Source organism: Streptomyces sp. NPDC088400, from assembly GCF_044753355.1.
Lineage (GTDB): Bacteria > Actinomycetota > Actinomycetes > Streptomycetales > Streptomycetaceae > Streptomyces.
Map to the genome: position 1 here is coordinate 305,171 of NZ_JBIVMZ010000004.1, position 23,309 is coordinate 328,479.

22 protein-coding genes are annotated in these 23,309 nt (G+C 70.2%); 10 read left to right on the forward strand and 12 right to left on the reverse strand.

Going from position 1 to position 23,309, the window contains the following annotated elements:
• Positions 1–125: 125 nt before the first annotated feature.
• The 8 genes from ACIQD6_RS12665 to ACIQD6_RS12700 form a co-directional block, all read right to left on the reverse strand.
• Positions 126–1,379, reverse strand: a complete 1,254-nt coding sequence (locus ACIQD6_RS12665) for an MFS transporter (RefSeq protein ID WP_401881260.1) — start codon at positions 1,377–1,379, stop codon at positions 126–128.
• Complete coding sequence (locus tag ACIQD6_RS12670) at positions 1,376–2,521, reverse strand: PLP-dependent cysteine synthase family protein (RefSeq protein WP_401881262.1); 1,146 nt, start codon at positions 2,519–2,521, stop codon at positions 1,376–1,378. The genes ACIQD6_RS12665 and ACIQD6_RS12670 overlap by 4 nt, the downstream gene beginning before the upstream one ends.
• A 138-nt stretch (positions 2,522–2,659) precedes the next feature.
• A complete protein-coding gene (locus ACIQD6_RS12675; protein ID WP_401881264.1) occupies positions 2,660–3,079 on the reverse strand; it encodes a hypothetical protein in 420 nt (139 codons plus the stop codon).
• Between the two features lie 505 nt (positions 3,080–3,584).
• Positions 3,585–4,316: a DUF1775 domain-containing protein gene (locus ACIQD6_RS12680; protein WP_401881266.1), complete on the reverse strand. Its 732-nt coding sequence runs from the start codon at positions 4,314–4,316 to the stop codon at positions 3,585–3,587.
• A 371-nt stretch (positions 4,317–4,687) separates the two neighbouring features.
• Complete coding sequence (locus ACIQD6_RS12685; RefSeq protein ID WP_401881268.1) at positions 4,688–5,344, reverse strand: DsbA family protein; 657 nt, start codon at positions 5,342–5,344, stop codon at positions 4,688–4,690.
• Positions 5,341–7,446 (reverse strand): cytochrome c oxidase assembly protein, encoded by a 2,106-nt coding sequence (locus ACIQD6_RS12690; protein ID WP_401881269.1) that lies wholly within the window; start codon positions 7,444–7,446, stop codon positions 5,341–5,343. The genes ACIQD6_RS12685 and ACIQD6_RS12690 overlap by 4 nt, the downstream gene beginning before the upstream one ends.
• Complete coding sequence (locus ACIQD6_RS12695; RefSeq protein ID WP_401881271.1) at positions 7,436–8,056, reverse strand: copper resistance protein CopC; 621 nt, start codon at positions 8,054–8,056, stop codon at positions 7,436–7,438. Before ACIQD6_RS12695 ends, ACIQD6_RS12690 begins: the two co-directional genes overlap by 11 nt.
• Before the next feature lie 84 nt (positions 8,057–8,140).
• On the reverse strand, positions 8,141–8,824 hold the full coding sequence (locus ACIQD6_RS12700) for a hypothetical protein (RefSeq protein ID WP_401881273.1): 684 nt from the start codon (positions 8,822–8,824) through the stop codon (positions 8,141–8,143).
• A 439-nt stretch (positions 8,825–9,263) separates the two neighbouring features.
• On the opposite strand from ACIQD6_RS12700, the gene ACIQD6_RS12705 reads away from it, so the two are divergent.
• Positions 9,264–10,304, forward strand: a complete 1,041-nt coding sequence (locus ACIQD6_RS12705; protein WP_401881724.1) for an NlpC/P60 family protein — start codon at positions 9,264–9,266, stop codon at positions 10,302–10,304.
• On the opposite strand, the gene ACIQD6_RS12710 is transcribed toward ACIQD6_RS12705, so the two are convergent.
• Positions 10,297–11,265 (reverse strand): M56 family metallopeptidase, encoded by a 969-nt coding sequence (locus tag ACIQD6_RS12710; RefSeq protein ID WP_401881274.1) that lies wholly within the window; start codon positions 11,263–11,265, stop codon positions 10,297–10,299. The genes ACIQD6_RS12705 and ACIQD6_RS12710 overlap by 8 nt on opposite strands.
• A complete protein-coding gene (locus ACIQD6_RS12715; protein ID WP_401881275.1) occupies positions 11,262–11,627 on the reverse strand; it encodes a BlaI/MecI/CopY family transcriptional regulator in 366 nt (121 codons plus the stop codon). The genes ACIQD6_RS12710 and ACIQD6_RS12715 overlap by 4 nt, the downstream gene beginning before the upstream one ends.
• Before the next feature lie 277 nt (positions 11,628–11,904).
• Between ACIQD6_RS12715 and ACIQD6_RS12720 the strand changes: the two genes are divergently transcribed.
• Both ACIQD6_RS12720 and ACIQD6_RS12725 read left to right on the forward strand, forming a co-directional pair.
• A complete protein-coding gene (locus tag ACIQD6_RS12720; protein WP_401881277.1) occupies positions 11,905–12,597 on the forward strand; it encodes a DUF998 domain-containing protein in 693 nt (230 codons plus the stop codon).
• On the forward strand, positions 12,594–13,265 hold the full coding sequence (locus ACIQD6_RS12725) for a TetR/AcrR family transcriptional regulator (protein WP_401881278.1): 672 nt from the start codon (positions 12,594–12,596) through the stop codon (positions 13,263–13,265). The genes ACIQD6_RS12720 and ACIQD6_RS12725 overlap by 4 nt, the downstream gene beginning before the upstream one ends.
• Before the next feature lie 151 nt (positions 13,266–13,416).
• On the opposite strand, the gene ACIQD6_RS12730 is transcribed toward ACIQD6_RS12725, so the two are convergent.
• Entirely contained in the window at positions 13,417–14,466 is a 1,050-nt protein-coding gene (locus ACIQD6_RS12730) for a zinc-binding dehydrogenase (RefSeq protein ID WP_401881280.1), read from the reverse strand.
• A 424-nt stretch (positions 14,467–14,890) separates the two neighbouring features.
• On the opposite strand from ACIQD6_RS12730, the gene ACIQD6_RS12735 reads away from it, so the two are divergent.
• Genes ACIQD6_RS12735 through ACIQD6_RS12745 form a run of 3 tightly spaced genes read left to right on the forward strand, consistent with a single transcriptional unit; the run spans position 14,891 to position 18,371 of the window.
• Positions 14,891–15,559: a response regulator transcription factor gene (locus ACIQD6_RS12735; RefSeq protein WP_401881281.1), complete on the forward strand. Its 669-nt coding sequence runs from the start codon at positions 14,891–14,893 to the stop codon at positions 15,557–15,559.
• A complete protein-coding gene (locus ACIQD6_RS12740) occupies positions 15,556–16,206 on the forward strand; it encodes a DUF4255 domain-containing protein (RefSeq protein ID WP_401881283.1) in 651 nt (216 codons plus the stop codon). The genes ACIQD6_RS12735 and ACIQD6_RS12740 overlap by 4 nt, the downstream gene beginning before the upstream one ends.
• A complete protein-coding gene (locus ACIQD6_RS12745; RefSeq protein WP_401881284.1) occupies positions 16,203–18,371 on the forward strand; it encodes an ATP-binding protein in 2,169 nt (722 codons plus the stop codon). The genes ACIQD6_RS12740 and ACIQD6_RS12745 overlap by 4 nt, the downstream gene beginning before the upstream one ends.
• A 38-nt stretch (positions 18,372–18,409) precedes the next feature.
• Here the strand turns inward: ACIQD6_RS12745 and ACIQD6_RS12750 are convergent, their stop codons facing one another.
• The gene (locus ACIQD6_RS12750) at positions 18,410–19,843 is read right to left on the reverse strand and encodes an RICIN domain-containing protein (RefSeq protein ID WP_401881286.1); all 1,434 of its coding nucleotides are present in this window, start codon (positions 19,841–19,843) and stop codon (positions 18,410–18,412) included.
• A gap of 255 nt (positions 19,844–20,098) precedes the next feature.
• On the opposite strand from ACIQD6_RS12750, the gene ACIQD6_RS12755 reads away from it, so the two are divergent.
• The 4 genes from ACIQD6_RS12755 (at position 20,099) to ACIQD6_RS12770 (ending at position 22,907) form a co-directional block, all read left to right on the forward strand.
• The gene (locus ACIQD6_RS12755; protein WP_401881288.1) at positions 20,099–21,688 is read left to right on the forward strand and encodes a phage tail sheath family protein; all 1,590 of its coding nucleotides are present in this window, start codon (positions 20,099–20,101) and stop codon (positions 21,686–21,688) included.
• A 120-nt stretch (positions 21,689–21,808) separates the two neighbouring features.
• Entirely contained in the window at positions 21,809–22,249 is a 441-nt protein-coding gene (locus ACIQD6_RS12760; protein WP_401881290.1) for a phage tail protein, read from the forward strand.
• Positions 22,249–22,755, forward strand: coding sequence for a hypothetical protein (locus ACIQD6_RS12765; protein ID WP_401881292.1), 507 nt, complete (start codon positions 22,249–22,251; stop codon positions 22,753–22,755). Before ACIQD6_RS12760 ends, ACIQD6_RS12765 begins: the two co-directional genes overlap by 1 nt.
• Positions 22,752–22,907, forward strand: coding sequence for a DUF6760 family protein (locus ACIQD6_RS12770; RefSeq protein WP_401881294.1), 156 nt, complete (start codon positions 22,752–22,754; stop codon positions 22,905–22,907). The genes ACIQD6_RS12765 and ACIQD6_RS12770 overlap by 4 nt, the downstream gene beginning before the upstream one ends.
• The last annotated feature ends 402 nt before the right edge of the window (positions 22,908–23,309 follow it).

The following is a 23,309-nucleotide window of genomic DNA, read 5'->3' on the forward strand; positions in this document are numbered from 1 at the left end:
TGCTTTCGGAAGGGCCTCTGACCTGCGTCGGAGGCCCTTCCTGATCTTTCAGGGGCTTGCCAGGCCAGGCGGTGAAAGTGAAAGTGAAAAGTCCCCCGAAAGTCGCCCGGAACGCGGGGGTGCCCTCATGCTGTGGCGAATCCCTGCGGTTTGGCGAGGCGTCCTGTCCGGGCCAGGCCGGTGATGGATGCCGCGCAGATGAGTCCCACGGTGGTCAGAGCGGACCAGACCAGCCAGAGAGCATGGTGGCGCAAGGCGAAGTCCCACAGTGCCCCGGTGGCGAGATTGCCCAGGGTGATGCCCAGTCCCGAGACGGTGTTGTACAGCCCGTAGTGGGTGGCGACGAGCCGGTCGCCGGAGAGGGCGACGACCGTATCCATCTCGAACGGGTAGACCACCGCGCCGCCCGCGGCGAGCAGTACCACCGCCATGAGCAGAGAGAAGACCGTCGTCGCAGGCGTGTCGCGCGGGGTGAGTGCGAGGGGTACGAATGCCAGCCCCATCGTCGTGAGTCCCCGGACAAGAGCTGTGTGCGGAGTCCAGCGTTGCCCGGCCCAGTGCGTCAGGCGCAGTTGACCGGCGACGGCGACGGCCGCGGAGACGACGAACAGACCGCTGGTGACCTTGGTCCCGCTCGCTCCCAGGGCGCTGTCGGCAGCGAGCGGCAGCGCGAGGTAGACCTGGAAGGTCAGTACGTAAGACCCCGTCATGGCGAGGGAGAAGAGCAGGAAGGGCCGGTTGGCCACGACCGTGCGCCACTGCGCCGGCACGCTGTCCGCCGAGCCGCCGGAGGCTGCGGAGTTGCCGTGCCGTGGCGGCAGAGCACGCCATTGCAGCGTGGTGAGTACGGCGAAGATGGCGGCGGCGGTCGCGCACACGAGGCGGAAGTCGGTGGTCAGGAGCGCGAGGCCGACGAGGGGACCGAGGAGCATGCCCGCCTGGTAGTAGACGTTGAAGGTGGCGAAGGCGTCCACCCGTCGTTCGCCGGCTTCGGCCGCGAGGTAGGCGCGTACGGCGGGGTTGAACAGGGCGCCGGCGAAACCGGTCGCGGCGGAGGCGGCGATGAGAGTGGGGAGGTTGTCGACCCAGCCCAGCAGACCGAAGCCGATCGTGCGCAGCAGGCAGCCGGCCATGATCGGGGCCTTGTAGCCGTATCGGTCCGCGAGGGTGCCGCCGACGAGGAACATGCCCTGCTGGGAGAAGGTCCGCACGCCCAGGACCAGTCCGACGGACCAGGCCGCCAGTCCGAGGTCCCCGGAGAGATGGGCGGCGAGATAGGGCATGAGCATGTAGAAGGCGAGGTTGATGGCGAACTGGTTGGCCATCAACAGGCGTACGGCGGGCGGGAAGGAGCGGGTCTGCCGCCACAGGGATGTCACCGGGGCACCCCCGCCAGCCGCTGCTCGCGCGTGGCACCGAGTGGGTCGACGACCGTGGTGCACCGGGTCCAGCGGACGACCGTGCTCTCGTGGGGATGTGCGATCTCCTCCGGTTTCGACGCGGGCTCGTGGTCGAGCAGGCCGTGCTCGTGGCAGTATGCGTCGTTGAAGACCGTCCCGACGTACCGCTGCGGTCCGTCGGGGAAGACGGCGACGATCCTCGACTCGGGCGGCAGTTGCCCTGCCAGCCAGCGGGCGACCAGGGCGACCGCGCCGACACTCCAGCCGCCGGTGGCGTAACGACACCGCGCGAGCGAGCGGGCTGCCCACACCGACTCGGCGGCGGGGACCCAGTGCACCTCGTCGAAGAGGTCGTACGCGACGTTGCCGGGGTGGATGCTGCTGCCGAGGCCCCGCATCAGCCGTGTCCCGGCGGGCTGTCCGAAGATCGTCGATCCGGTGGTGTCGACTCCGGCCATGTACAGGTCCGGGAAGTAATCGCGCAGTACAGATCCGATGCCGGCGGAGTGGCCTCCTGTTCCGACGCTGACCACCAGGGCGTCGATGCGGCCGAGTTGAGCGACGAGTTCATGGGCCATTGGCCCGTACGCGGCTACGTTGTCGGGATTGTGGTACTGGTCCGGGCACCAGGCGTCCGGGTGCACGGAGAGCAGTTCCTCGACCCGCTGACGGCGGGCCTGTTGCCAGCCGCCCAGGGGGTGCGGGGTGCCGACCGTTTGGACGTCTGCTCCGTAGGCGGTGAGCAGGCCTGTCATCAGCGGTTCCATACCGGGGTCGGTGACGACGGTGACGGGGTGACCGAAGGCCACCCCGGCCAGGGCGAGCCCGAGTCCGAGGGTGCCGGACGAGGACTCCACGATCCGTGCGCCGGGAAGCAGCTGGCCACGTTGGCGCGCGGCCTGGACCATGTACAGGGCGGTGCGGTCCTTGATCCCGCCCGGGTTGTGGCCCTCCAGCTTGGCCCAGAATCCGCTTCCGTGCGTGGTGAACGGTTGTCCGACCCACAACACGGGTGTGTCGCCGACGAGTCCGGCGGGGGAGTGCACGGGGCGCTTGGCGCCGGCGAGAAGTTGAGCCGGTGAGGCGGGGAAGTGTGCGGCGGGTGCGGCGAAGTGATGCATGGCGTGCTTCTCCCTCGGCCGGTGCCGCGATGCGGCCGCCGGTCGGTCACGTGAGAGTGGAAAGAGAAAGAGCTGACCGCGTGAGCCGTGATGTGAACCCGCGCCTGAAGGAGGTTTGATCACCGGCTCAGATGCCGGTCAGGTCCGCCACACGCCAAGTAGGGCTCGCGCGCTGCCATGAGTGGAGCTGCCGGACTTCTCGCCCGGAGGTGGCCCGGCCCGAACGGGGAGGGCGGTGAGGGTGTCGGTGTCGATCAGTCGGGCAGCTTCGGACGCCTGGTCCGCCACGCCGATGTTCCGGGGTGCCTGGACGGAGGGTTCGTCCACTCCGAGGCACTGGGCCGCCTCGCCCTCGTGGTCGTCTGCCGCTTCCACGGCAGACCCGTCGACCGGCTTCGTCATCTGCGCGCAGGCGGATGAAGCCGTCAGGACGGCATCGGTGCGGCTCGCCCCCGTTGGAGCGGGGCCGTGCGCGCAGCCGAACAGGTGGATCAGAGCCGCCAGGGCAACGCAGAGTGCCGCCCGGGTCCAATACGCGGGGCGGCTGCTGCGGGGCACCGACAGAGCCATCACAAGCACAAAGAGTAAGCACGTGAGTGCGTAAAGTGCTCGTGGGGTGAGTGGCTGTGCACGTCACCAGGCGGCCATCAGAGCCTTGAACAGCCGGAAAGTCGCAGGGCTTCTCGGGGTTGTGGCGGCCTGTGGCGGAATTCAACGTAGGTCACTCATCATCACATCGAGTGAACCCGCACCTGATCGGTCTCCTCGGAGCGTTGTCGCGACTCGTCCCTGCATCGGGCAAACCCTTGCTGACCTGGTGATTGTTACGGGCAGTGGCAGAGATGTGCTGGCCATCTCACCTTTTCCGCTCGGGAGTTGAGCGAGGGGTCCTACTCAACCTGTCCGGTCTCCGGCATATGGACCACGCCTGCATGAGCGCCTTGCAGAACCGGGCCGACCAGCACAACGCACCCGTCGATCGGTCTCACCGCTTCGTACCTTCGGCCTGAGTGCGGGCCTGTGGGGCGACAGCCCTGCCGCCCCACAGGCCAACCCCACGCGGTCAGTTACCGTCGGCCGTCCTCCGCCGTCGGGCGAGCCACCACGCACCCGCGCCGAGCGCGAGCAGCACCGCGGCGCCGACGCCGATCAGCAGCACCGGAGAGGAGCGCTCGTCCTCCTCAGCGGTGTTCTTCTGATCAGACGTCTCGGTGCTGGACGAGGCCGACGGAGTGCCGGACGGCGGCGCGCTGGAAGACGGGCTGGCCGCCGGGCTCGGGCTCGTCGCAGCAGCCCCCGGTGCGGCGGCCTTGAGCTTGAGAACCGGGGCGGGCTGCTCCGGTTCCTCGCCGTCGCCGGCCACCTCGATCCAGCGGGAGACTTCTCCGTCGCTGTACGTCTCCACCGTCTTGAACGCGATCTCCTTGGTATCCGGAAGCTGCCGGACCCTGATCTTGTGTTCGGCGTCTGTGCCCGCGGGGAGAGTGGGCCCTTCGACGGTGTAACCATCTTGAACGGTCTTCAGCTTCCAGCCTTTGGGGCCGCCGGCGAGTGAGACGTCGTCCGGCGCGATGCCTTCGGGCAGGACGACGCGTAGCTGCGTGAAGCCCGCGGATTCGGATTCCGCCTCGGAGATGAAGCTGAGTGTGACACCTTCCGCGAGGGCCTGCGGCTTGTCAGCGGTAACCTCCGCATGGGCGTATGCCGTACCGGCCATCGCGAGGGTGGCCGTCAGCGCGAGAACGCTCACGAACCCGAAACTCCGCGTCGCGCGGGTGAAGTGATGCGTGGACACAGGGAGAACTCCTTGCTCGGGGAGCGGGCCGCGAGGGCGATCAGGGTGGCGATGCCCCCTTAGGGGAGGAAGACCAGCGCCATCGCCAGGCCGAAGAGCGCGGCGATGATCCACCAGGATGTGGGTGCCGTCAGGTGTTCCTCGTGGACGGGGGCCTTGCTGAGGGTCACGGTGGTCACCTTGTCGTATACGGCGCAGGAGGAATGGCTGTTCACAGAGGGAGAAAGGCGTTGGCCCGCGGGCGGTGTTCGAGTGTCGCGCCGGACTCGACCTCGTAGAACCAGCCGTGCAGTCGCAGCGACTTGTCGGCCAGGCGGGGAAGGCGCCGGCCTGGTCGGTGAGGTACTGCATGGGGTCGAGGTCTCCCTGCGTCATGGGCGGGACAGCCGGTTCTCGATGAGTGCCGTGAGTTCCTGGGGTGAGCCGGGGGTGACTTTTTCTCCGTCGATGAAGAAGGTCGGTGTGCCCTGCGCGCCCAGCCCGAGCCCGTCGCGCTGGTCGGCTCGCACGCGCTCCGCGGTCGCCGGATCGCTGAGCGCGGCATCGAACTTCGCCATGTCCAAGCCGAGTTGTTCGGCGAATCCGCGGAAGACGGTTTCCTTCGACTCCTTGGCTTCGCCCCACTGGGCCTGTGTGGTGAAGAGCTTGCTGTACATCTGCTCGAACTTGCCCTGCTGGGCGGCGGCTTCGGCCGTACGGGCGGCGAGTTCGCCGTTGCGGTGGCCGGGCATGGGGAAGTAGCGGGCGACGAAGGTGACGCGGTCCTTGTGCTTCTCGCGCAGCTTCTCCACGACCGGATACACGGCCCCGCACGCCTCGCACTCGAAGTCCAGGAACTCCACGACGGTCAGTTCGGAGCGTTCGGGCCGGGTGAGGCGGTGGCTCGTCTCGCGTACGGGCTGGGCCTCGGCGGCGGGCTCGGCGTTCACCGTGCCGCTGGGGTTGTCCGGGGAGAACAGCAGGAAGGAGCCGAGGGCGGCGGCGAACGCGGCCACCATCACCAGGGCGATGTAGAGGTGCTTCTTCATGATTCCTCGGGCTGTCGGAGGGGGGTGGGGGACGGGGTCGAGGTGCCCGGTTCGCGGGCGGCACCGTCCGCGTCGTCGGACCGAGGTTCCGGTGCCGTGGCGACAGGGCGGCGGTCGCGGGCGTGCAGGCTCGCCAGATAGGCGTTGTACGCGGCCAGCGGGTCGTTCTCGTCGCCGCGGTCGATCTGGCGGTCGATGCGGCGGGCCTCGCGTGCGTCCGAACGGACCCACTGGAAGGCGAGGATGATCGTGGTGATCAGTACGGGGATGTCGCCGGTGGCCCAGGCGATGGCGCCGGCGTTGTACTGATCGTCCAGCGGGTACTCGATCCAGGGCCGGTCGAGGGTCCTCCACCACCCGGCGCCGATCAGCTCCGACGAGCTCATCAGCGAGATGGCGAACCAGGAGTGGAACGGCATCGTCAGGATGAGCACGAACAGCCTGCCCAGATAGGGCGGACGGCGCGGGCCCGGATCGATACCGATGATGACCCAGAAGAACAGCAATCCGACGGCGAGGAAGTGTCCGAGCATCACGAGGTGGCCCAGGTGACTGCCCATCAGGGTCTCGAAGAGCGACGTGTAGTAGACGACGAAAGCGCTGCCGACGAACAGCACACTCGCCACCACCGGATGCGAGATGGTCTTGACGAGGCGACTGTGCAGCAACTTCAGCAGCACCTCCCTCGGACCGGGCGATCCGCCCTTCGGCGCCGGCGGCAGGGTGCGCAGGGCGAGGGTGGCCGGAGCGCCGAGCACGAGCAGGATCGGCACCGTCATCGCGAGGATCATGTGCTGACCCATGTGCACGCTGAACAGGACCTTGCCGTACGTGGCCAGGCCGCTCATGGTGGCCACCACCGTCACCGCGAGACCCAGCAGCCAGGCGACCGTGCGGCCGACGGGCCACCGGTCGCCGCGCCTGCGCAAGGTGCGTACTCCGGCCAGGTACAGCACCGCGGCAACTGCCGTTCCGAGAGCGAACAGCGGATCGAAGCGCCATTCGGTGAACAGCGGGGTCCACGGGAAGTCCCCCAGCGGGGGAGGCATGGCGAAGCCGAGCGTTTCCTCGGCGGGCGACAGCGGGGCGTCACGCACCGCGGGCGCAGGGGTACGGGACAGGCCCACTGCCAGCCCGATGGCCGCCGCCATCACCAAAAGCTCGCCGACCGCGAGCCGGACGAACGCCCGGCGCTCACCGGCCCGCAAACCCGGCAGAGTACGCCGGCGGTGCCACCAGCCGAACCCGGCGAGCAGCGCGAGCGCCGACGTTTTGGCGACGACCATCAGCCCGTACCGGCTGCCGAACACATCGCTGAGACCGGGCAGCCTGACCGCCGTGTTGACGATCCCGCTGGCCGCGACCGCGAGCAGGGCCCACCCGGCGAGCGGACTGAAACGCCGTGCGGCATCCGCGGCGGCGTCTTCCCGCCGTGCGGCGACGACCAGGACGAAGAGCAGCCCTCCGACCCATATCGTGACGCCGACCAGGTGCAGGGAGAGGCTGACGACCGCGGAGTCGTGGTCGGCGGCGGCCGAGGAGTGACCGGTGAACGCCGGGGGCAGAACCCCCAGCACCGCAACCGCCAGCGCGCAACGGGCCCAGCGCGCCGTACCGATTCCCGGGCACAGGGTGCCGAGCAGGACGCCGGCGGCCACCACCATGGCGTACGAACGCCCTTGGGCATCGTTGACGACGAAGTCCGCCACCACATCGGGGGACAGAACCCTGCTCACGGGCTGGGCGAACAGGTCGGACAGGGTGAACACCAGCGCTGCGGCCGAGGCGGTGGCCCACAGCGACGCGGCGAACGCGGCCCACACGAGGTAGCGCAACTGCGCCTCGCCGAGGCGTTTTCCGCCGGGCAGCAGAACGACCACCAGCAGCAGAGCGCCGACCGTGGCCACTGCCGCCGCGTCGGCGACCGTACGCGCCACGGGCAGACCCCATGAGGTAACCGCTCCGGCATCCGGGATCCCGGGGATCCGGACCGCCGCTCCTCCGCCCGCCCAGGTGGCGGCCAGCGTGACAGCGACGGCAGCGATCACCGCCCCGGCGAGAACGACGGGCAGTCGTGCGAGAGGCTTGGTGTCAGCCGCCATGACTGGCCCGCTTCCGACAGGCGACGTACGCACCGGCGCCGACCACGATGAGCGCTCCGGCACCGGCCGGCACCGCGCTGCCCACGCCGGAGGACGACCCGCCCGCCTCGTCCGGTACGGCGGCAGTGGCAGGAGAGGACGCTGACGTGTCGGCGGGCCTGGTGGGAGAGGCGGCCGACGCACTCGCACCGCTCGCGGTCTTGACGACGAATGTGTACGAGCCGGAAACGGGGTGACCGTCCGCGGACACGACGCGGTAGCCGACCGTATATCGACCGCCGGGGGAGCTGGGTTCGAGAGCGAGCGTGACGCTCTTGCCCTCGACTCGCGGCTCGCCCGTGGTGACCGACGATCCGCTCGTTCTCGTGGACGAGCCGTCCGGCACGGTGACGGCGATCCTGGCGTACTCCCGTGTCATCTCGTCGCTGAAGGTCAGAGTGACGCGTTCGGGTAGCCGGTCGAGTGTGGCGCCGTCGCTCGGGCTGCTGGAAGCGAGTTCGGTATGGGCGGCCGCTTGCGGGACGGCGACGGTGAGCCAGCCTGCGGTGGCCATGGGTACGACGAAGGCGCGTACCGCCGTGCGGGCGGCACGCCGGTTGGTGACGGGCATGTCATGGGGCTCTCTGTGTCCCCCGGCGAACAGGCCGCCGGGACGGAAGGACCGGCCTTACCGGGCGGTCCTCCGTCGTGCCCGTCAGGGCAGGCAGGGACCGCCGACGAACATCGGCCGGGAAAGGGCAAAAGGAGCAAGCCCACGACGCGGAGGCGCTCTGCCCGAGTACAGGCGTGACAGCACGGCCGACTTCAGTGGCGAGGCGCTTTCCCGGATTTCCGGTTCCGGGCCCTGCCGGTGAGCGGAACGCGACGACGGCCAGATGAACAACAACAGGCGGCCCACGGCCATCAACAACGGCTTGCTCTGCCACAGCAGCCGTTCCGTGATCCCCAGCAACCGGGCGCCGATGAACAACGTCACCAGATGTCCCGCCAGCAGCACCGCGGGCGGCGGCCCGACGGCCGTGCCGTGCTCGACCAGGGCGGACAGACCACCAGCGGTCTCGTCGCCGGCTCCGCCGACTCCCGCCACCGTCCGGCAGGCGCCGGGCAGCGAGTAGGCGACGTGATAGGCCACCTGGGAGGCGGCGAGGACGCCGACCACCTGCGCGTCGGTCAGCCGACGGCGCGTCAGCGTCGCCGCGCCCGGAACAGCCACCGCGGCAATTCCCGCGACGATGATCCACCGGGGCGCGTGCCCCTGGAACAGGGCATGCCCGGCCAACGGCAGCAGCACGCACAGCACCGCGAGCGCCCCCGCACGCAGCCCGCGCAGCACCCCGGTCGCCGGGGAGACGGAGCGCGTCGGGCGGAGCGGTCGCATGTGTCGCATCTCTTGAGAGGTATGCCTTCGGGGTGGACGGGGGCGGCAGACGTTGCGACGTATGCGGCGAACCCCGCGCCCTGGAAGCGTATCTACTGCCGCCCACCGCTTCGCTTGAGGGTGGGCGCCGCTCCAGGCCGCCTTTGTCATAGCGACCATGCCGGTCGAGGAAGGCCGGGAGGCGTGGATCATCTCGCGGTACGGCTGCCGTTCGTCGCGCCTGGCAGAGCACGAAATCGCGTCGTGGATCGACCTCTCCGGCATGCCGAGGCTTGGAACTAATCCACTAAGCAGATTAGTATTTAGTTCTGGCCTTCGCGCGGTCGACCACCCGCCGGGGGTGGCGGCGAAGGAACCGCCATCCGCAGTGCTCGGGCGGAGCCGGAGGGCGGCTGAGCCGGTCTTCCGGTGGCGGCCGTGGAAGAAGGAGCTCGCTTCAGTGGCGTCCCACCGTCGTCCCAAGCAGCCGAATCAGACATACGTGACCATGCTCTCGGCGACAGCCGCGGCGGCCGTCGCCATGTCGGCACAGTCGGCGTCGGCCGACCCGTTGCCCGACCCGAACAAGAAGGGTGTGCAGGCACAGATCGACCGCCTGTATGAAGAAGCGACTCAGGCCACAGAGAAGTACAGCGGCGCGAAGGAGAAGGCCGAGGGGCTGCAGGAGCAGGTCGACAATCTCCAGGACACCGCCGCCCGCAAGCAGGCCGATCTCAACGAATTCCGCGACCGTCTCGGTGCGGTGGCCTCCGCTCAGTACCGAAGCGGCGGCATCGATCCCTCGGTTCAGCTGTTCCTCTCGGCCGACCCCGACGCCTACCTGGACAAGGCGTCCGCCCTTGACCGGCTGGGCGCACAGCAGGCCGGCGCACTCGAACAATTCCTGCAGCAGCAACGTGACTTGCAGCAGCAACGTACCCAGGCCGCGGCGAAGCTCAAGGACCTTCAGGACACCCGCAACGAAATCGGGAGCAAGAAGAAGGCGATTCAGGGCAAGCTGGCGGAGGCGCGGAGACTCCTCAACACGCTGTCGGCCAAGGAGCGTGCCGAGAGAGACGCCGAGGAGCAACGGGTCAACCGGGCCAGCGACCGGGTCGATCTCGGCAACGAAGCCGGCGCGCCCGGGCGGGCCGCTGCCGCGTTCAGCGCGGCCAAGAGCAGAGTCGGCATGCCCTACGTGTGGGGAGCGACCGGGCCCAGCTCCTTCGACTGTTCCGGTCTGACGTCCTGGGCGTTCCGTCAGGCAGGCGTGTCCATACCCCGCACCTCCCAGGACCAGGCCAACGCCGGTACCCGCGTCAACTCCCTGAGCGCGCTCAAGCCCGGCGATCTCATCATCATGCGCACCGACTTGAGCCACGTCGGCTTCTATGCGGGTAACGGACAGATCCTTCACTCGCCGAAGCCGGGCGCCCAGGTGCGTTACGAATCGATCGCGCGAAGCGGCATGCCGTTCATGTGGGGCGTACGGATCAGCTGAGAACGGGGATGCCGGACGCGGGACCGGACAAGGCCTCCGGCATCGTGGGCAGCGGAATCTCGGTCAGCCCGGGAGGGCACGCGAGCAGAAGCGGCAACAGCGGGATCACGACCGCGGCCGCTGCCACGATGCCGCGAAACGCCGGGTGCGCACACCGGGACGGTGCCAGAAGCCGCCGCAGCCGGACGAGCGCGGTCGGACCGCCCGCGGACAGCGCACCCCGAGGGGCGGCTCCGCCTGACGCCATCTCGAACATGGCCGTGGCAAGCACCCCGTGCGCGGAATGGCGCAGAGCACGGTCGTCGGCGGCCATCTCCAACAACACCGGCACCTGCTCGCGCAGGTGCCGCGCCAGAGGCAGCCCTCGAAAGACCGTGGCGAAAGACTCGACGGCAACCAGGATCAGGTGGTGACGGCAGGCGATATGGGCTCGCTCATGTTCCACGACGGCGTCGATCTCCGCACGGGAAAGCCGCTCAACGGCCCCACTGCTCACGACGATTCGGGGGCGGAGCCCCGGGAGACAGTACGCGGCCGGTACCTCGTGCTCGACCACTGTGGCCCGCAGCCCCGCTGAAGGGCGACCGACCTTGTCCAGGATCCTGCGATGACGATTGCGTGCCACGCGGGCCCGCAGGGCATGAAAGGTGAAGCTCGCCGCGTGGGCAATGACCACAACAGCGGAGGCTGCTTGGCCGAGGCGCTCCATCGTGGCTGTGCCCGGCGGACTTCCCCCCAATGCCGCGCTGCACGAATAGAGGATGCCGTGCAGGTGTGCGCCGGGGGTGGCGAGATGAAGGGCGGAGAGGGCGACGCACAGAGAGAAAGAGGCCGCGAGTGCGGTCCATACGGTCGCGGCCAGGACCGGCGACCGGTAGGGCCAGCCTCCGCGCAGCATCAGACGCGGCGCGACCCAGCCAACGGTGGCCGCGTAACCGAGCAGAGCAGGGGCGGCGTTCATTCCGCGGGACGACCGGCGACTCGCAGCGCCTCGTGGAGCGCGGCCACTTCCTCGTCGGTCATCTGCCCGACAAAATGCGCAAGGGCTGCCGGACGGTCCTCACTGGCACCCAAGGCGTCCTCCATCAGAGCCGCCGAGTACGCCTCCCGACTCCGTACGGGCGTGTACAGCCAGGCCCGGCCTTGCTTTTCACGGGTCAGCCACCCCTTGTTGTAGAGGATCGTGGCCACGGTCATCACGGTCGAATAGGCCGTGGAGCGACGCGTGTTGATGTCGTCGACCACTTCACGGACTGTGGCGGGTCTGCCCCACTTCCACAGACAGTCGAGGATTTCGGCCTCAAGCTCCCCCAGCCACCGCATTGCCCGCGTCCTCTCCGTCACCGCCTCGCGTCCCGGGCCATAGTAGACGCGGCCGGCATTGGGCCCTTCGCCCACGGAAAAGCTGTTCAACGAGGTTCTCGGACCGGCACTTCAACGGTCGCCCTGTTCGAGCTACCGCCCAGCCTCCGGGCCTCTCGGAACCCGCAGTTGTCTACGTGTACTCAGGTACGCCGAGGTTAAGTGGATAAAATTATCCGTTTGCTGTTACGCTGACACCCGTCGACCTCGCCCCATGACGTCGAGAGAGGAGTTCCCGATGTCTCGCAAACTGTGGCTTCCGCTGGGAGCGGTGGTTCTCGTGGTGAACGCGGTGCAATGGGTGGTCGCCGAAGCGATCACCGCGGCGGCCTGGACCGATCCGCCGTACAGCTACGCCCGGAACTACATCAGCGACCTCGGTGTCCCCGGCTGCGGCGTCCAGATGCAGGGCCGCGAACTCTGTTCCCCGGACCATGTGCTGATGAGCACGTCGTTCCTGGTCGAAGGGATCCTGTTCGCGATCGGTGTGCTGCTGCTGTCGGCCCGGCTGGTCACAGGCCGTGCGCGTGGTGTGTTCATCGCCCTCGCGGTCGCGCACGGCACAGGGATGGTGCTGGTCGGTCTGTTCCACGGCTCCCCGGACGGCCCGGGCTACGGGCTTGCCGTCCACTTCGCCGGAGCCGGGGTCGGCATCCTGTGCGCGAACACGGTGGCGATCCTGGCAGGGGCACTGCGCGGCCTCGGACTTCCCCCGGCGTACCGCGTCTTCAGCGTCACGGTCGGCGTCCTGGGCCTGGTGAGCGTGGCACTCGTGGGCGTCTCGGTGAGCACGGCCGGGGCGTTCGAGCGCGGCAGTGTCTACTCCTGGCTGCTGTGGAGCGTGGTGACGGGAGCCCTGGTCCTGGCTGGTGCCGGGAGGGGCTCCAGGTACTCGCGCCGGCCGTCCGTCGTGGAGAATGTCTCGGCGTGACCCGGGATACGCAACGCCCGCTGCGCGCGGACGCCGAACGAAACCGTCGGCTGATCATGGAGACGGCCGACCGGATGTTCGCGCGGCGGGGGTCCACCGTCACCCTCAACGAGATCGCACGCGAGGCCGGCGTCGGCGTCGCCACGGTCTACCGGCGCTTTCCCGACCTACAGGCGCTCATCGACGCCCTGTTCACCGAACGGTTCACCACGTTCCTCCAGCTCGCGGCAGAGGCCGAGCGGCAAGCGAGCCCGGGACAGGCGCTGCGCCACTACCTGCTCGCGGCGGCCCGGTGGCGGGCCCGGGACCGGGCCCTTGAGGTCATCCTCGCCCACGCGAGCACGGATGCGAGGCCCATCGCCGGGATGCGCGACGACCTCGGCCGCCACGTGGACGGCCTGGTGGAAGGCGCGGTGGCCGCGGGCACCGTCCGCGAGGACTTCGCCAGTTCCGACGTGTACGCCTTCCTGTACATGATCGGCGCCGTCGCGGACCGTACCGAGGACATCGCCCCCGAGGCCTGGCGACGCTACGCGGAGGTTCTGCTGATGGGCTTCGGCCTGGAGCAGGGCCCGGCGGCACATACGTCCGCGATGACCGACGGCCAGATTCTCCTGACCTGGCCCAAGCCCTCCGCTCAGCCGACGGGTGACGCGGGGCAGGGGTAGGGGCAAGGGCAGGGATAGAGGTTGGGCGTAGGCGCGAGGCTGAGCACGCCAAGTGCCGTACGGACCAGGCCAGGGCGTGCTTCCGCCCAGGCCCGCCGGACCTGCTGGACCCGCCGGACCCGCCGGACCCGCCGGACCCGTGGCGAGTCGATCAGCGCGCCCCTCCGTGCGGGGTGATGACCGTGATGCCCGCGGTCGTGGTGCCGTCGCTCAGCGCCGCCAGGGCGGCCGGAGCCGCGTCCAGGGAGATGGACGTGGACACCAGCAGGTCGGGGCGGAGCGTGCCCGCGTCGATCTGGCGCATCATCTCCGGGTAGGCGTGGGCGGCCATGCCGTGGCTGCCGAGGACTTCGAGTTCCTGGGCGACGACGCGGGCCATCGGTACGGGCGTACGGTCCGCCGGGAGCAGGCCGACCTGTACGTGCCGGCCCCGGGGCCGCAGGCCCGTCACGGACGCCGCGCAGGTCGCCGCCGAGCCGAGCGTGTCGAGGGAGACATGTGCGCCGCCGCCCGTCGCCGCTCGTACGGCGGAGGCCGTGTCGGACACCGACCCGGCGTTCACGCACACGGCCGCGCCGAACCTCTCGGCCGACTCCAGCGCGCCCGGGGCGACATCGACCGCGACCACACGCGCTCCGGCGGCCACCGCGATCATCACGGCGGAGAGGCCGACCCCGCCGCAGCCGTGGACCGCGACCCACTCGCCGGGGCGGGTACGGCCCTGGGTGACGACGGCGCGGTAGGCGGTGGCGAAGCGGCAGCCGAGTGCCGCCGCCGTGGTGAACGGCATGGTGTCGGGGACGGCGACGAGGTTGGTGTCCGCGCGGGGCACGGCGACGTACTCCGCGAACGATCCCCAGTAGGTGAACCCCGGCTGCTCCTGGCGTTCGCAGACCTGCTGGTCACCGGCCGCGCATGCCGCGCACGTACCGCAGGCGCAGACGAAGGGGACCGTGACCCGGTCGCCCACGCGCCAGTTCGCGACGTCCGGGCCCACCGCGGCCACGTATCCGGCGAGTTCATGGCCGGGCACGTGGGGCAGGGCGATCCCGTCGTCGTGGCCCATCCAGCCGTGCCAGTCGCTGCGGCACAGGCCGGTCGCCCCGACCCGTACGACCACACCTGCCGGGGCGGGCTCCGGGTCGGGTACGTCCCGTACCTCAGGGAGTTGCCCGAACTCCTCGAACACCACGGCCCGCACGCGCACCACTCACCTTTCCCGTTTCCCGACGGTCGGACGCCCATCGGATCACGGGGGCGCCGGCCTTCGGAAGGGGGCCGGCGCCGACAGGGCCGGCATCCCGGGATGGTCGCGCAGCGCCGCGACGACCGCGTTCACCGCCGCGCGTCGCACCCACACGATCGGATCGACGCGGCCATGTGTTGACTGTGCCGCAACGGCATGGTGTCAGCTGGCACACGGTCCCGCCCTCACAGTCGCGGCACCCAGGACGAGAGTTGTGCCCACGTGTGCCCCGGCCCTCCCAGCGGCAGCGGCAGCGGCTGCCATGCCCGGCCGTCGTCGATGGCGATGTCCGGTGTGTGCACGACCCTTCCAACCCGGCCAAGGAGAAGTCCGATGACGCACCACGGCAACCGGATCGAACTCACGCCCGGCGGGGCAGATGCGTAGTAGCCCCAGCCCTCAACTGACCGCGATGAAGCTCGACAAGAGAATTCCCGTGGTGGTCCACGCACCGGATCCGATCTCACGGGAAGGAACGATCAGCCAGCTCCGGCGGCACCCGGAGGTCGACCTCGTCGACGAGGTCACCCCGCACGACGAAGGAGTGGCCGTACTCCTCGCCGAATCGCTCAACCAGGCGTTGCTGACCCAGTTACGCAGACTCGTCCGCAGCGAGGGTATGCGCCTCGTCCTGGTGGTCAATCTGATCCGCGAGGCCGAGTTGCTGGACGTCATCGAATGCGGCGTCGGCGCCATCGTCTGGCGCCACGAGGCCACCAGCCGCCGGCTGCTCCAGGCGGTGACCGCGGCCTTCCATGGCGACGGTGACCTGCCGTCCGATCTGCTCGGCCGGCTGCTCGGCCAGGTCGGAGCGTTGCGGACGGGAGCGGTGGGCGGCTCCGGCTCCCGGACCACCTATCTCACCCCGCGCGAGATCGACGTCCTGCGGCTGGTCGCGGAGGGAATGGACACCGCGGGGATCGCCGGGAAGCTGTCCTATTCGGAACGGACCGTCAAGAACATCATGCAAGGACTCACCACCCGGCTGGCCCTGCGCAATCGCGCCCATGCCGTGGCCTACGCACTGCGCGAGGGGTACATCTCTTGATTCACGAAGTCGACGGACTGCTGCGGTCACTGCTCCAGGGCGGCGCGCTGACCGGAAGCGACATCGAGATCGTCTTCGACGTCCCTACCAGCGATTGGGCCGCCCGGCGCAACGCCCCGGTCCTGGACTGCTACTTGTACGACATCCGGGAGGACGTCAACCGGCGGCAACGCGGCGTGGCCCCCGTCCGCGACGAGCGGGGGATCACCGTGAGCCGGCGGCGCGCTCCGCGCTGGTTCCGGCTGTCGTACCTGCTCACCGCCTGGACCAAGCGGCCCGAGGACGAACACCGGCTGCTGTCGGCCGCGTTGGCCACCCTGATCCCCCAGGAGGTGCTGCCGCCCGACAGCCTCCCGGAACCGCTCGCGGCACTCGGCCTCAGCCTGCCGCTCACGGTCTCCGGGGCGCAGTCCGAGTCCCGTTCCCTGGCCGAGATCTGGTCCTCGCTCGGCGGCACGCTCAAACCGTCGCTCGACCTCGTGATCACCGTGCCGTTCCCGCCCTACCCCGACTACGACGCCGGACCGCCGGTCACCGAGGGCGCGTTGGTGCGCGCACGCGAACTGGACGGCCCTCTGGAGGACGACGACCGGATGCACCAGCCGCGCCACCTCGCCCGGACGGACACGGGAGCACGCACCCGGTGACCGACAGCCAGACTCCCTCGCCCGATGTCTCCTCCCGCGCCCCGCACACCGACGATCCGGCGCGCGCCGTGGTCGCCCGGCTCGCCGCGCTGCGCGAACGGCTGACCGCTCTCGTCGAACGGCGCAGCGCCGGGGATCCCACCGCGGCCGACCCTCTGCGTGGCCTCTACCTGTCCGACGAGGCCGTACGTCACCATCTGCGGGGACGGCCCGGCGACGTGCCGCTCCCGGAGGAGCAGGCGGGGCCGGGGCCCGCCGGTGAGTCGCCAGGGGACGACAGGCCGCGGGCAGGCGACCGCCTGCACCGGCTCGCCCGGCGTCTGGGCCTGACCGAGCTGGACACCGCGGCCCTGCTCATCGCGCTCGCACCCGACCTCGACCGCGGCTTCGAGCCGCTGTACGGCTACCTCAACGACGACGTCAGCCGCCGCCGGGCCACGGTCGGGCTGGTGCTCGACGTCTGCGGGCTGCCCGCCACGCATGCCGCGGCCCGTGACCGGTTCCACCCCTCGGCGCCCCTGCCGTCGCTGGGCCTGCTGATCGTCGAGGAGCCCGAACGGCCCTTCCTCAGCCGCTCGTTGCGCGTTCCGGACCGGCTGGTCGCGCATCTGCTGGGTGACGAGACACTGGACGCCGCGCTCGACGGACACCTTCGTCCGCTTCCGGTTCCGTCCGACGGGACGGCTCCGTCCGACGCGACGGACGCGGGCGACGGCGGTCCGTCGGCCCACCGGCTCGCCGAGTATCTCGTCGCGGCGCCCCTCATGGTCTACCTGCGCGAAAACCGGGAGGGCGACGGCCTCCTGTGCGCGGTCACCGCCCTGCGGGCCGCCGGATACGGTGTGCTGCACTACGCCCCCGTGGGGCACACGGACGGACACGAGCCGGGCGGCGCGGCGGGTGCCGGGCACGACGACCACGCGACCGGGCGTCACCGTGCCGCCCCGCACGGCCCGGTGCGTGAACTGCTGCGCGAGGCGCGGCTGCGCGGCTGCGGGATCGTCGTCTCCGAGCTGCCCGAACGGCCGGGACCGCTGATCCGGGCGCTGTCCGTACGCGACGTACCGGTGCTGTTCACCGGGACACGGCCCTACGACCCGCAGTGGTCCGACGGCGATCCGCTGGTGCTGGAGGTGGACCGGCTGCCCCTGGGCGGGGTCGAGGTGTGGTCGGCCGCGCTCGGCATCGGCCCGGCGGACGACCCCGGGTTCGACCTGGCGGCGACCGTCGCCCCGTACCATCTCGGCGGTGAGCGGATCCGCCGGGCCGCGCGGTCCGCGCTGCGGCTGGCCGCGTTCGAGGGCATCCCTCTCGCCGCGAGCCATCTGCGGCGCGCGGCACGCCAGTTGTCCGCCTCCGGGCTGGAGCAACACGCCCGCCGGATCCGGCCGGACGTCGGCTGGGACGACCTGGTGCTGCCCGACGAGCCGCTCGGTCACCTCCGCGAGCTGGCCCTGCGCGCCCGCCACCGCGACCGGGTGCTCGGTGAGTGGCGGCTGAGCGCGGGCGGCGGGCGGGGGCGCGGGGTCCTGGCGCTGTTCGCCGGGGAGTCCGGCACCGGCAAGACCCTCTCCGCCGAGGTGGTCGCCGCCGATCTGGGACTGGACCTGTACGTGGTGCAGCTCTCCTCGGTCGTCGACAAGTACGTCGGGGAGACCGAGAAGAACCTGGAGCGCATCTTCACCGAGGCCGACCGTACCGACGCCGTGCTGCTCTTCGACGAGGCCGACGCGGTCTTCGGCAAACGCTCCGAGGTCAAGGGCTCGCACGACCGCTACGCCAACATGGAGAGCGCGTATCTGCTCCAGCGGCTGGAGGCGTTCGACGGCATCGCCCTGCTCACCACCAACCTGCGGGCCAACATCGACGATGCCTTCACCCGCCGGCTGGACCTGGTGGTGGACTTCCCGTTCCCCGACGCCGGGCAGCGGCTCGCGCTGTGGCGGCACAGCCTGGTCCATGTGCCGTGCGAGGACGGTATCGACCTGGGCCCGTGCGCCCGCGAGTTCGAGCTGGCGGGCGGCTCCATCCGCAGCGCGGTGGTGACCGCCGCCTACGCGGCGGCCGACCGCGGCGAACCGGTCACCGGCGCCGATCTGCTGGCCGGTGCCCGGCGGGAGTACCGGAAAGCGGGCCGCCTGGTGCTGGACGAGGTGTCCTGGTGAACTCCTGGTGAGCGGCGGCCCGCACTTCACGCGTGCGCTCAGTTCCGCTGGTTCTCGGGCTTGACGTCGGGCTTGACGATGAACCAGATCTGATCGTCGTCCCTGGAGCAGTCGTGGAGAGTGAGGCGCGTGCCGTCCGGCCTGTTCTTTTCCTTGGAGACGAAGCCGGCGACGTCCAGGCAGAGCTGGTCCCTGGAGTAGTTGTGGATCCAGTGGAGACCGTTCGTGTCCGGCAGCTCCTCCAGCCACCAGAGCTGGTCGTCGTTCATTTCGCGGGTGCAGGGCGTCTCCAGCACGCCCTTCGGGCCCGTCGTCGCGCCCTTCTCCGACATGTCCATGCAGTAGCCGTCCTTGGTGTTGCGGATCTGGACGAGGTCGGAGTTGCCCGGCCCCTTCCCCTTGAACACCGTTTCGAGATTCCACAACTGGCGGTCCTTGGACCCGTCGCAGGAGAACTGGGCGGTGCCCCCACCCGCCTTCCCGTTCTCGACGACCGGGGCGGCGCACTTCTGCGTCGTCCCGTTCCGGAGCAGGACACGGGCGAACTTGTCCTCCGGCTTCGGCTTGTCGGCGCCCTCACCGCCGCCATCGCCTTGCTCGTCACCGTCCGGCTTCGGCTGAGTGGGCTCCGGCTCCGGCTCCGGGTCCGCGGACGGCGGGGGGCTGGGGGCCGGCGCTTCCGGGGGCGGCAGCGAGGCGCCGGCCTGCTCGGTCCGGTCCTTGGCCTGGGTGTTCACCTGCGGCTTGTACGCGAACCAGATCATGACGAAGGCGATGCTCAGCGCGAGCAGGAGGCTCAGGAACATCCCCAGCCAGCGCGGCAGCAGCCCCGGCTGCTCGTAGGTGCCCGGTACCGGCAGCGGTTCGGCGCCGGAGCGCTGCACGGAGAGTGTGAAGGGCCGGGACTCCTTGGGTCCCGCCCAGATGATCTCCCGTGGCTTGAGGGTGCTCTTGACGAACGCGGCCCGGCCGGGCTCGATCTGGACGTTGGCCGGGTGGATGTCGTACGAGATCTGGTCGCCGGTGTCGCTGCCGCTGACGGACGCGGTGAGCTTGACGTTGCCGACGTTGTCGATCGCGAGTCGCGGCCGCCCCCGGAACCTGCCCTTCACCGTCTGCGGCACGAGTTCGGCGCGTACGTCGCTGAACGGCGTGACGGTGATGTTGCCTTCGGGGACGGTGGTGGCCCCGGGATGTTCGGTCGGGACGATCTGCACGCCGTACGGATTCGGCCCGGCCGTCGCGTCCGGGGTCCGGGGCGGGGCGAAGGTCAGTTCCACCGTCCCGGTCGTGCCCGGATACAGCCGGAGCGACTGCGGCTCCACGGTCGTCCATGGGGTCAGTTCGCCGACGGGTACGAAGCGGTACTCGTCGACGACGTCGCCGGTGTTGCGCAGTCGCAGCCGCACGGTGGTCGAGCCACCGGGGTCCACGGTGGTCGAGGCGGGTTCCAGAGAGGTCCAAAGGCTCACCGTACGACGCTATGGCGGGCGCCCGGGACCGGTAACAGGCGTGGGGGCACGGTCCGTTGCCTGAAGGTCTCGGCGCACTGCCCCGGCGGGCGCCCCGCGGGCCTCGGGGCCGGGCGCGGCAGGCGTGGTGGCTGCCCGTTGGGGTAACGGCGGTGCCCTCGAACAGGTCCTGAGGGACCTTCCGCCTCGTTCCGTGCCGAACCAGTGTGGACGCTGTTCCACTGTCCAGCCGCCTTTCCCGAGGAGCACCCGCGCATGCCGTCGTATCTGTCGCCAGGCGTCTACGTCGAGGAGGTCGCCAGCGGCTCCCGCCCGATCGAGGGGGTCGGGACCTCGGTGGCCGCCTTCGTCGGGCTCGCGCCCGCCGGACCGCTGAACACACCGACGCTGGTCACCAACTGGTCCCAGTACGTCGCGTCCTTCGGCGAGTTCACGGACGGGTACTACCTGGCGCACTCCGTCTACGGCTTCTTCAACAACGGCGGCTCCGCCGCCTATGTCGTCCGGGTCGGCGGCGCGGACCAGGGGGAGGCCGGGGCCGCCGGCGCCCCGGCCGCGGTGACCGGGTCCGCCGGCACCCCCGCCGAGCTTCCTCCCGGCGCCCCCGCCGAGCTGGGCACGTTCACCGTCCAGGCCCTCACCCCCGGCGGCGCGCTCAGCGTCGAGGTGGCGGACCCGGAAGGGGAGGGTCCGGCCGAGCGGTTCAAGCTGATCGTCAAGGACGACGGCAAGGTCGCCGAGTCCTTCGACGTGAGCGCCAAGAGGGGCAACCGCTCCTACGTGGTCACGCAGGTCAAGGAGCGCTCCAGGCTCATCACCGTCCAGGAGTCGGCTCCCGCCGGGCAACTCGCGCGGCCCGAGAACCAGTCGGTGGCCCTGGCCCGTCCCGCCGCACCCGCTCCGGCCGGCGACCCGGTCGAGGCGACCGTCGACCACCCCGGCCCCGCCCAGTACCTCGGCGACTCCGCCGACCGCACCGGCTTCGGCGGCCTGGAGGCGGTCGACGAGATCTCGATGGTCGCCGTCCCCGACCTGATGGCGGCCTACCAGCGCGGCGCGATCGACCTGGAGGCGGTCAAGGCCGTCCAGCTCGGGCTGATCGCGCACTGCGAGCTGATGGGTGACCGGGTCGCCGTGATCGACCCGCCGCCCGGCCTGAACGCCCGTGACATCCGGGTCTGGCGGCAGGAGACCGCGGGGTACGACTCCAAGTACGCGGCCCTCTACTACCCCTGGATCAAGGTCTTCGACCCGGCCACCGGCCAGGCGGGCCTGGTCCCGCCGAGCGGTCACATCTCCGGCATCTGGGCGCGCAACGACTTCGAGCGCGGTGTGCACAAGGCCCCGGCCAACGAGGTGGTGCGCGGCGCGATCGACCTGGAGACCCAGGTCACCCGCGGGGAGCAGGACCTGCTCAATCCGATCGGTGTCAACTGCATCCGCGCCTTCCCCGGCCGCGGCATCCGCGTCTGGGGCGCGCGCACCCTCTCCTCCGACCCGGCCTGGCGGTACGTCAACATCCGCCGGTACTTCAACTACCTGGAGGAGTCGATCCTGATCGGCACCCAGTGGGTGGTCTTCGAGCCCAACGACCATCACCTGTGGGCCCGTATCCGGCGCAATGTCTCCGCCTTCCTGGTCAACGAGTGGCGCGGGGGCGCCCTGTTCGGGTCCAGCCCGGAGCAGGCCTTCTACGTCAAGTGCGACGAGGAGAGCAACCCGCCGGAGTCGGTGGACCTGGGCCGGGTCATCTGCGAGATCGGCATCGCGCCCGTCAAGCCCGCCGAGTTCGTGATCTTCCGGCTGGCCCAGTTCTCCAGCGGAAGCGGCGAGTTGGAGGAGTAGCGCGCGCAGCGCGGTAGAGCGGTGGGCGGGGTGGCGTGCCACCGCGCCTCCCTCCCTCGCGGGGTCGGGATCCCGATCCCGATCCCCGTCAGCATCGAGTAGAAGGACAGAGAGCGGCTCATGATCGCGCCTGGCGACACCCTCACTTCACACAATTTCGGCCTGCAGATCGACGGCGTCATGGTCGAATACCTGCAGAAGGTCGACGGCCTGAGCTTCCAGCAGGACGTCATCGAATTCCAGCAGGTCTCCGCCATCGGTCTGCCCAAGACCAGCAAGATGCCGGGGGTGCAGAAGGCCGGCGAGTGCACCGTCGTGCGCGGCATGACGCAGTCCTCGGCGTTCACCGAGTGGATCCAGCAGTCCATCGCGGGCAACATGGCGATGGCCCGCAAGAACGCCACGATCCTCGTGATGGACACCGAGAACAACCCGGTCAAGCGGTACAACATGCGGAACGCCTGGTGCTACAAGATCGACGCCAGCTCGGTCGAGGCCGGCCAGGCCTCCGCGCTGACCGAGACCGTGAGCATCACCTACGAAGAACTGGTCATCGAGTAATGCGCCGCAGCGCCGTCCGGGCATCGGCAACCGATACGGCCACGAGTACGGACCCGGCCGCGGATCCTGCCGGGATGCCCGCTCCCGAGCCCGCTCCGCAGGCCGAGTCCGCCGCGCGGGTCGCCGGACAACAGCGGCTCCGCACCGAGTTCGAGTTCGAGCTGCCGCGCGGATACGTCGACGAGTCCGGCACCGTACACCGCACCGGATCGATGCGGCTGGCGACCGCCAGGGACGAACTGGTCCCGCTGCGGGACGTCCGGGTGCAGGAGAACCCGGCCTATCTGTCGGTGGTGCTGCTGGGCCGGGTCATCAGCCGGCTCGGCACGCTGCCGATGGTGCACGACGGGGTGGTGGAGAACATGTTCGCCTCCGACCTCGCCTTCCTCCAGGACTTCTACCGCCAGGTCAACGCCGAGGGCCACACCAGGGCCGGGGTGACCTGCCCGCATTGCGAGCAGCCCTTCGAGGTGGAGCTCGCGGGGAGCCGCCTGGGGGAATCGTGACGTACGCGACCGACCGTATCCACGAGGAGATCGCGTACATCGCCTACCACTTCCACTGGAGTCTGGAGGACATCCTGGATCTCGAACACCGCGACCGGCGGCGCTACGCCCAGGAGATCGCCTCCCTCGTCACACGCGCCACGGAGGGGTAGATGGGACTCCTCGACAGGCTGCGCGGCCGGACCCGAGAGGCCGGCGGCGAAACGCCCGCGGAGACCGGGACGGCGCGGACCGGGACGGCGCAGACCGGGAGAGCGGAGACCGGGACGACGGATGTCACTGCCCGTCCGGCGTCCGAGGCGGAGACATCGGACGGGGCGGCTCGTACGGTGACGGAGCGCGGGGCGGCCGGCTGGTCAAGCCTGCCCCCGATCCGGCCGGCCGCCGCCGCCCGGCCACCGCGCGGTGTCGCCGACCCGGGCTTCGGCGGCGCGCTCACCACCTGGCAGAACCCCTCTTTCGCCGGGACGCTGTCGCACGCCGTGCTCGACGGCGCACCGGGCGGCCTGGTCCGGGACGCCCTCATCACGTCGGGCAGGCCGTCCCCGGACCTC

Coding starts and splice junctions, on each gene's coding strand:
- ACIQD6_RS12670 (WP_401881262.1), bottom strand. CDS start 2,521: ATGCATCACTTCGCCGCACCCGCCGCACACTTCCCCGCCTCACCGGCT.
- ACIQD6_RS12685 (WP_401881268.1), bottom strand. CDS start 5,344: ATGAAGAAGCACCTCTACATCGCCCTGGTGATGGTGGCCGCGTTCGCC.
- ACIQD6_RS12690 (WP_401881269.1), bottom strand. CDS start 7,446: ATGGCGGCTGACACCAAGCCTCTCGCACGACTGCCCGTCGTTCTCGCC.
- ACIQD6_RS12695 (WP_401881271.1), bottom strand. CDS start 8,056: ATGCCCGTCACCAACCGGCGTGCCGCCCGCACGGCGGTACGCGCCTTC.
- ACIQD6_RS12700 (WP_401881273.1), bottom strand. CDS start 8,824: ATGCGACCGCTCCGCCCGACGCGCTCCGTCTCCCCGGCGACCGGGGTG.
- ACIQD6_RS12710 (WP_401881274.1), bottom strand. CDS start 11,265: ATGAACGCCGCCCCTGCTCTGCTCGGTTACGCGGCCACCGTTGGCTGG.
- ACIQD6_RS12715 (WP_401881275.1), bottom strand. CDS start 11,627: ATGCGGTGGCTGGGGGAGCTTGAGGCCGAAATCCTCGACTGTCTGTGG.
- ACIQD6_RS12720 (WP_401881277.1), top strand. CDS start 11,905: ATGTCTCGCAAACTGTGGCTTCCGCTGGGAGCGGTGGTTCTCGTGGTG.
- ACIQD6_RS12735 (WP_401881281.1), top strand. CDS start 14,891: ATGCGTAGTAGCCCCAGCCCTCAACTGACCGCGATGAAGCTCGACAAG.
- ACIQD6_RS12755 (WP_401881288.1), top strand. CDS start 20,099: ATGCCGTCGTATCTGTCGCCAGGCGTCTACGTCGAGGAGGTCGCCAGC.
- ACIQD6_RS12760 (WP_401881290.1), top strand. CDS start 21,809: ATGATCGCGCCTGGCGACACCCTCACTTCACACAATTTCGGCCTGCAG.
- ACIQD6_RS12765 (WP_401881292.1), top strand. CDS start 22,249: ATGCGCCGCAGCGCCGTCCGGGCATCGGCAACCGATACGGCCACGAGT.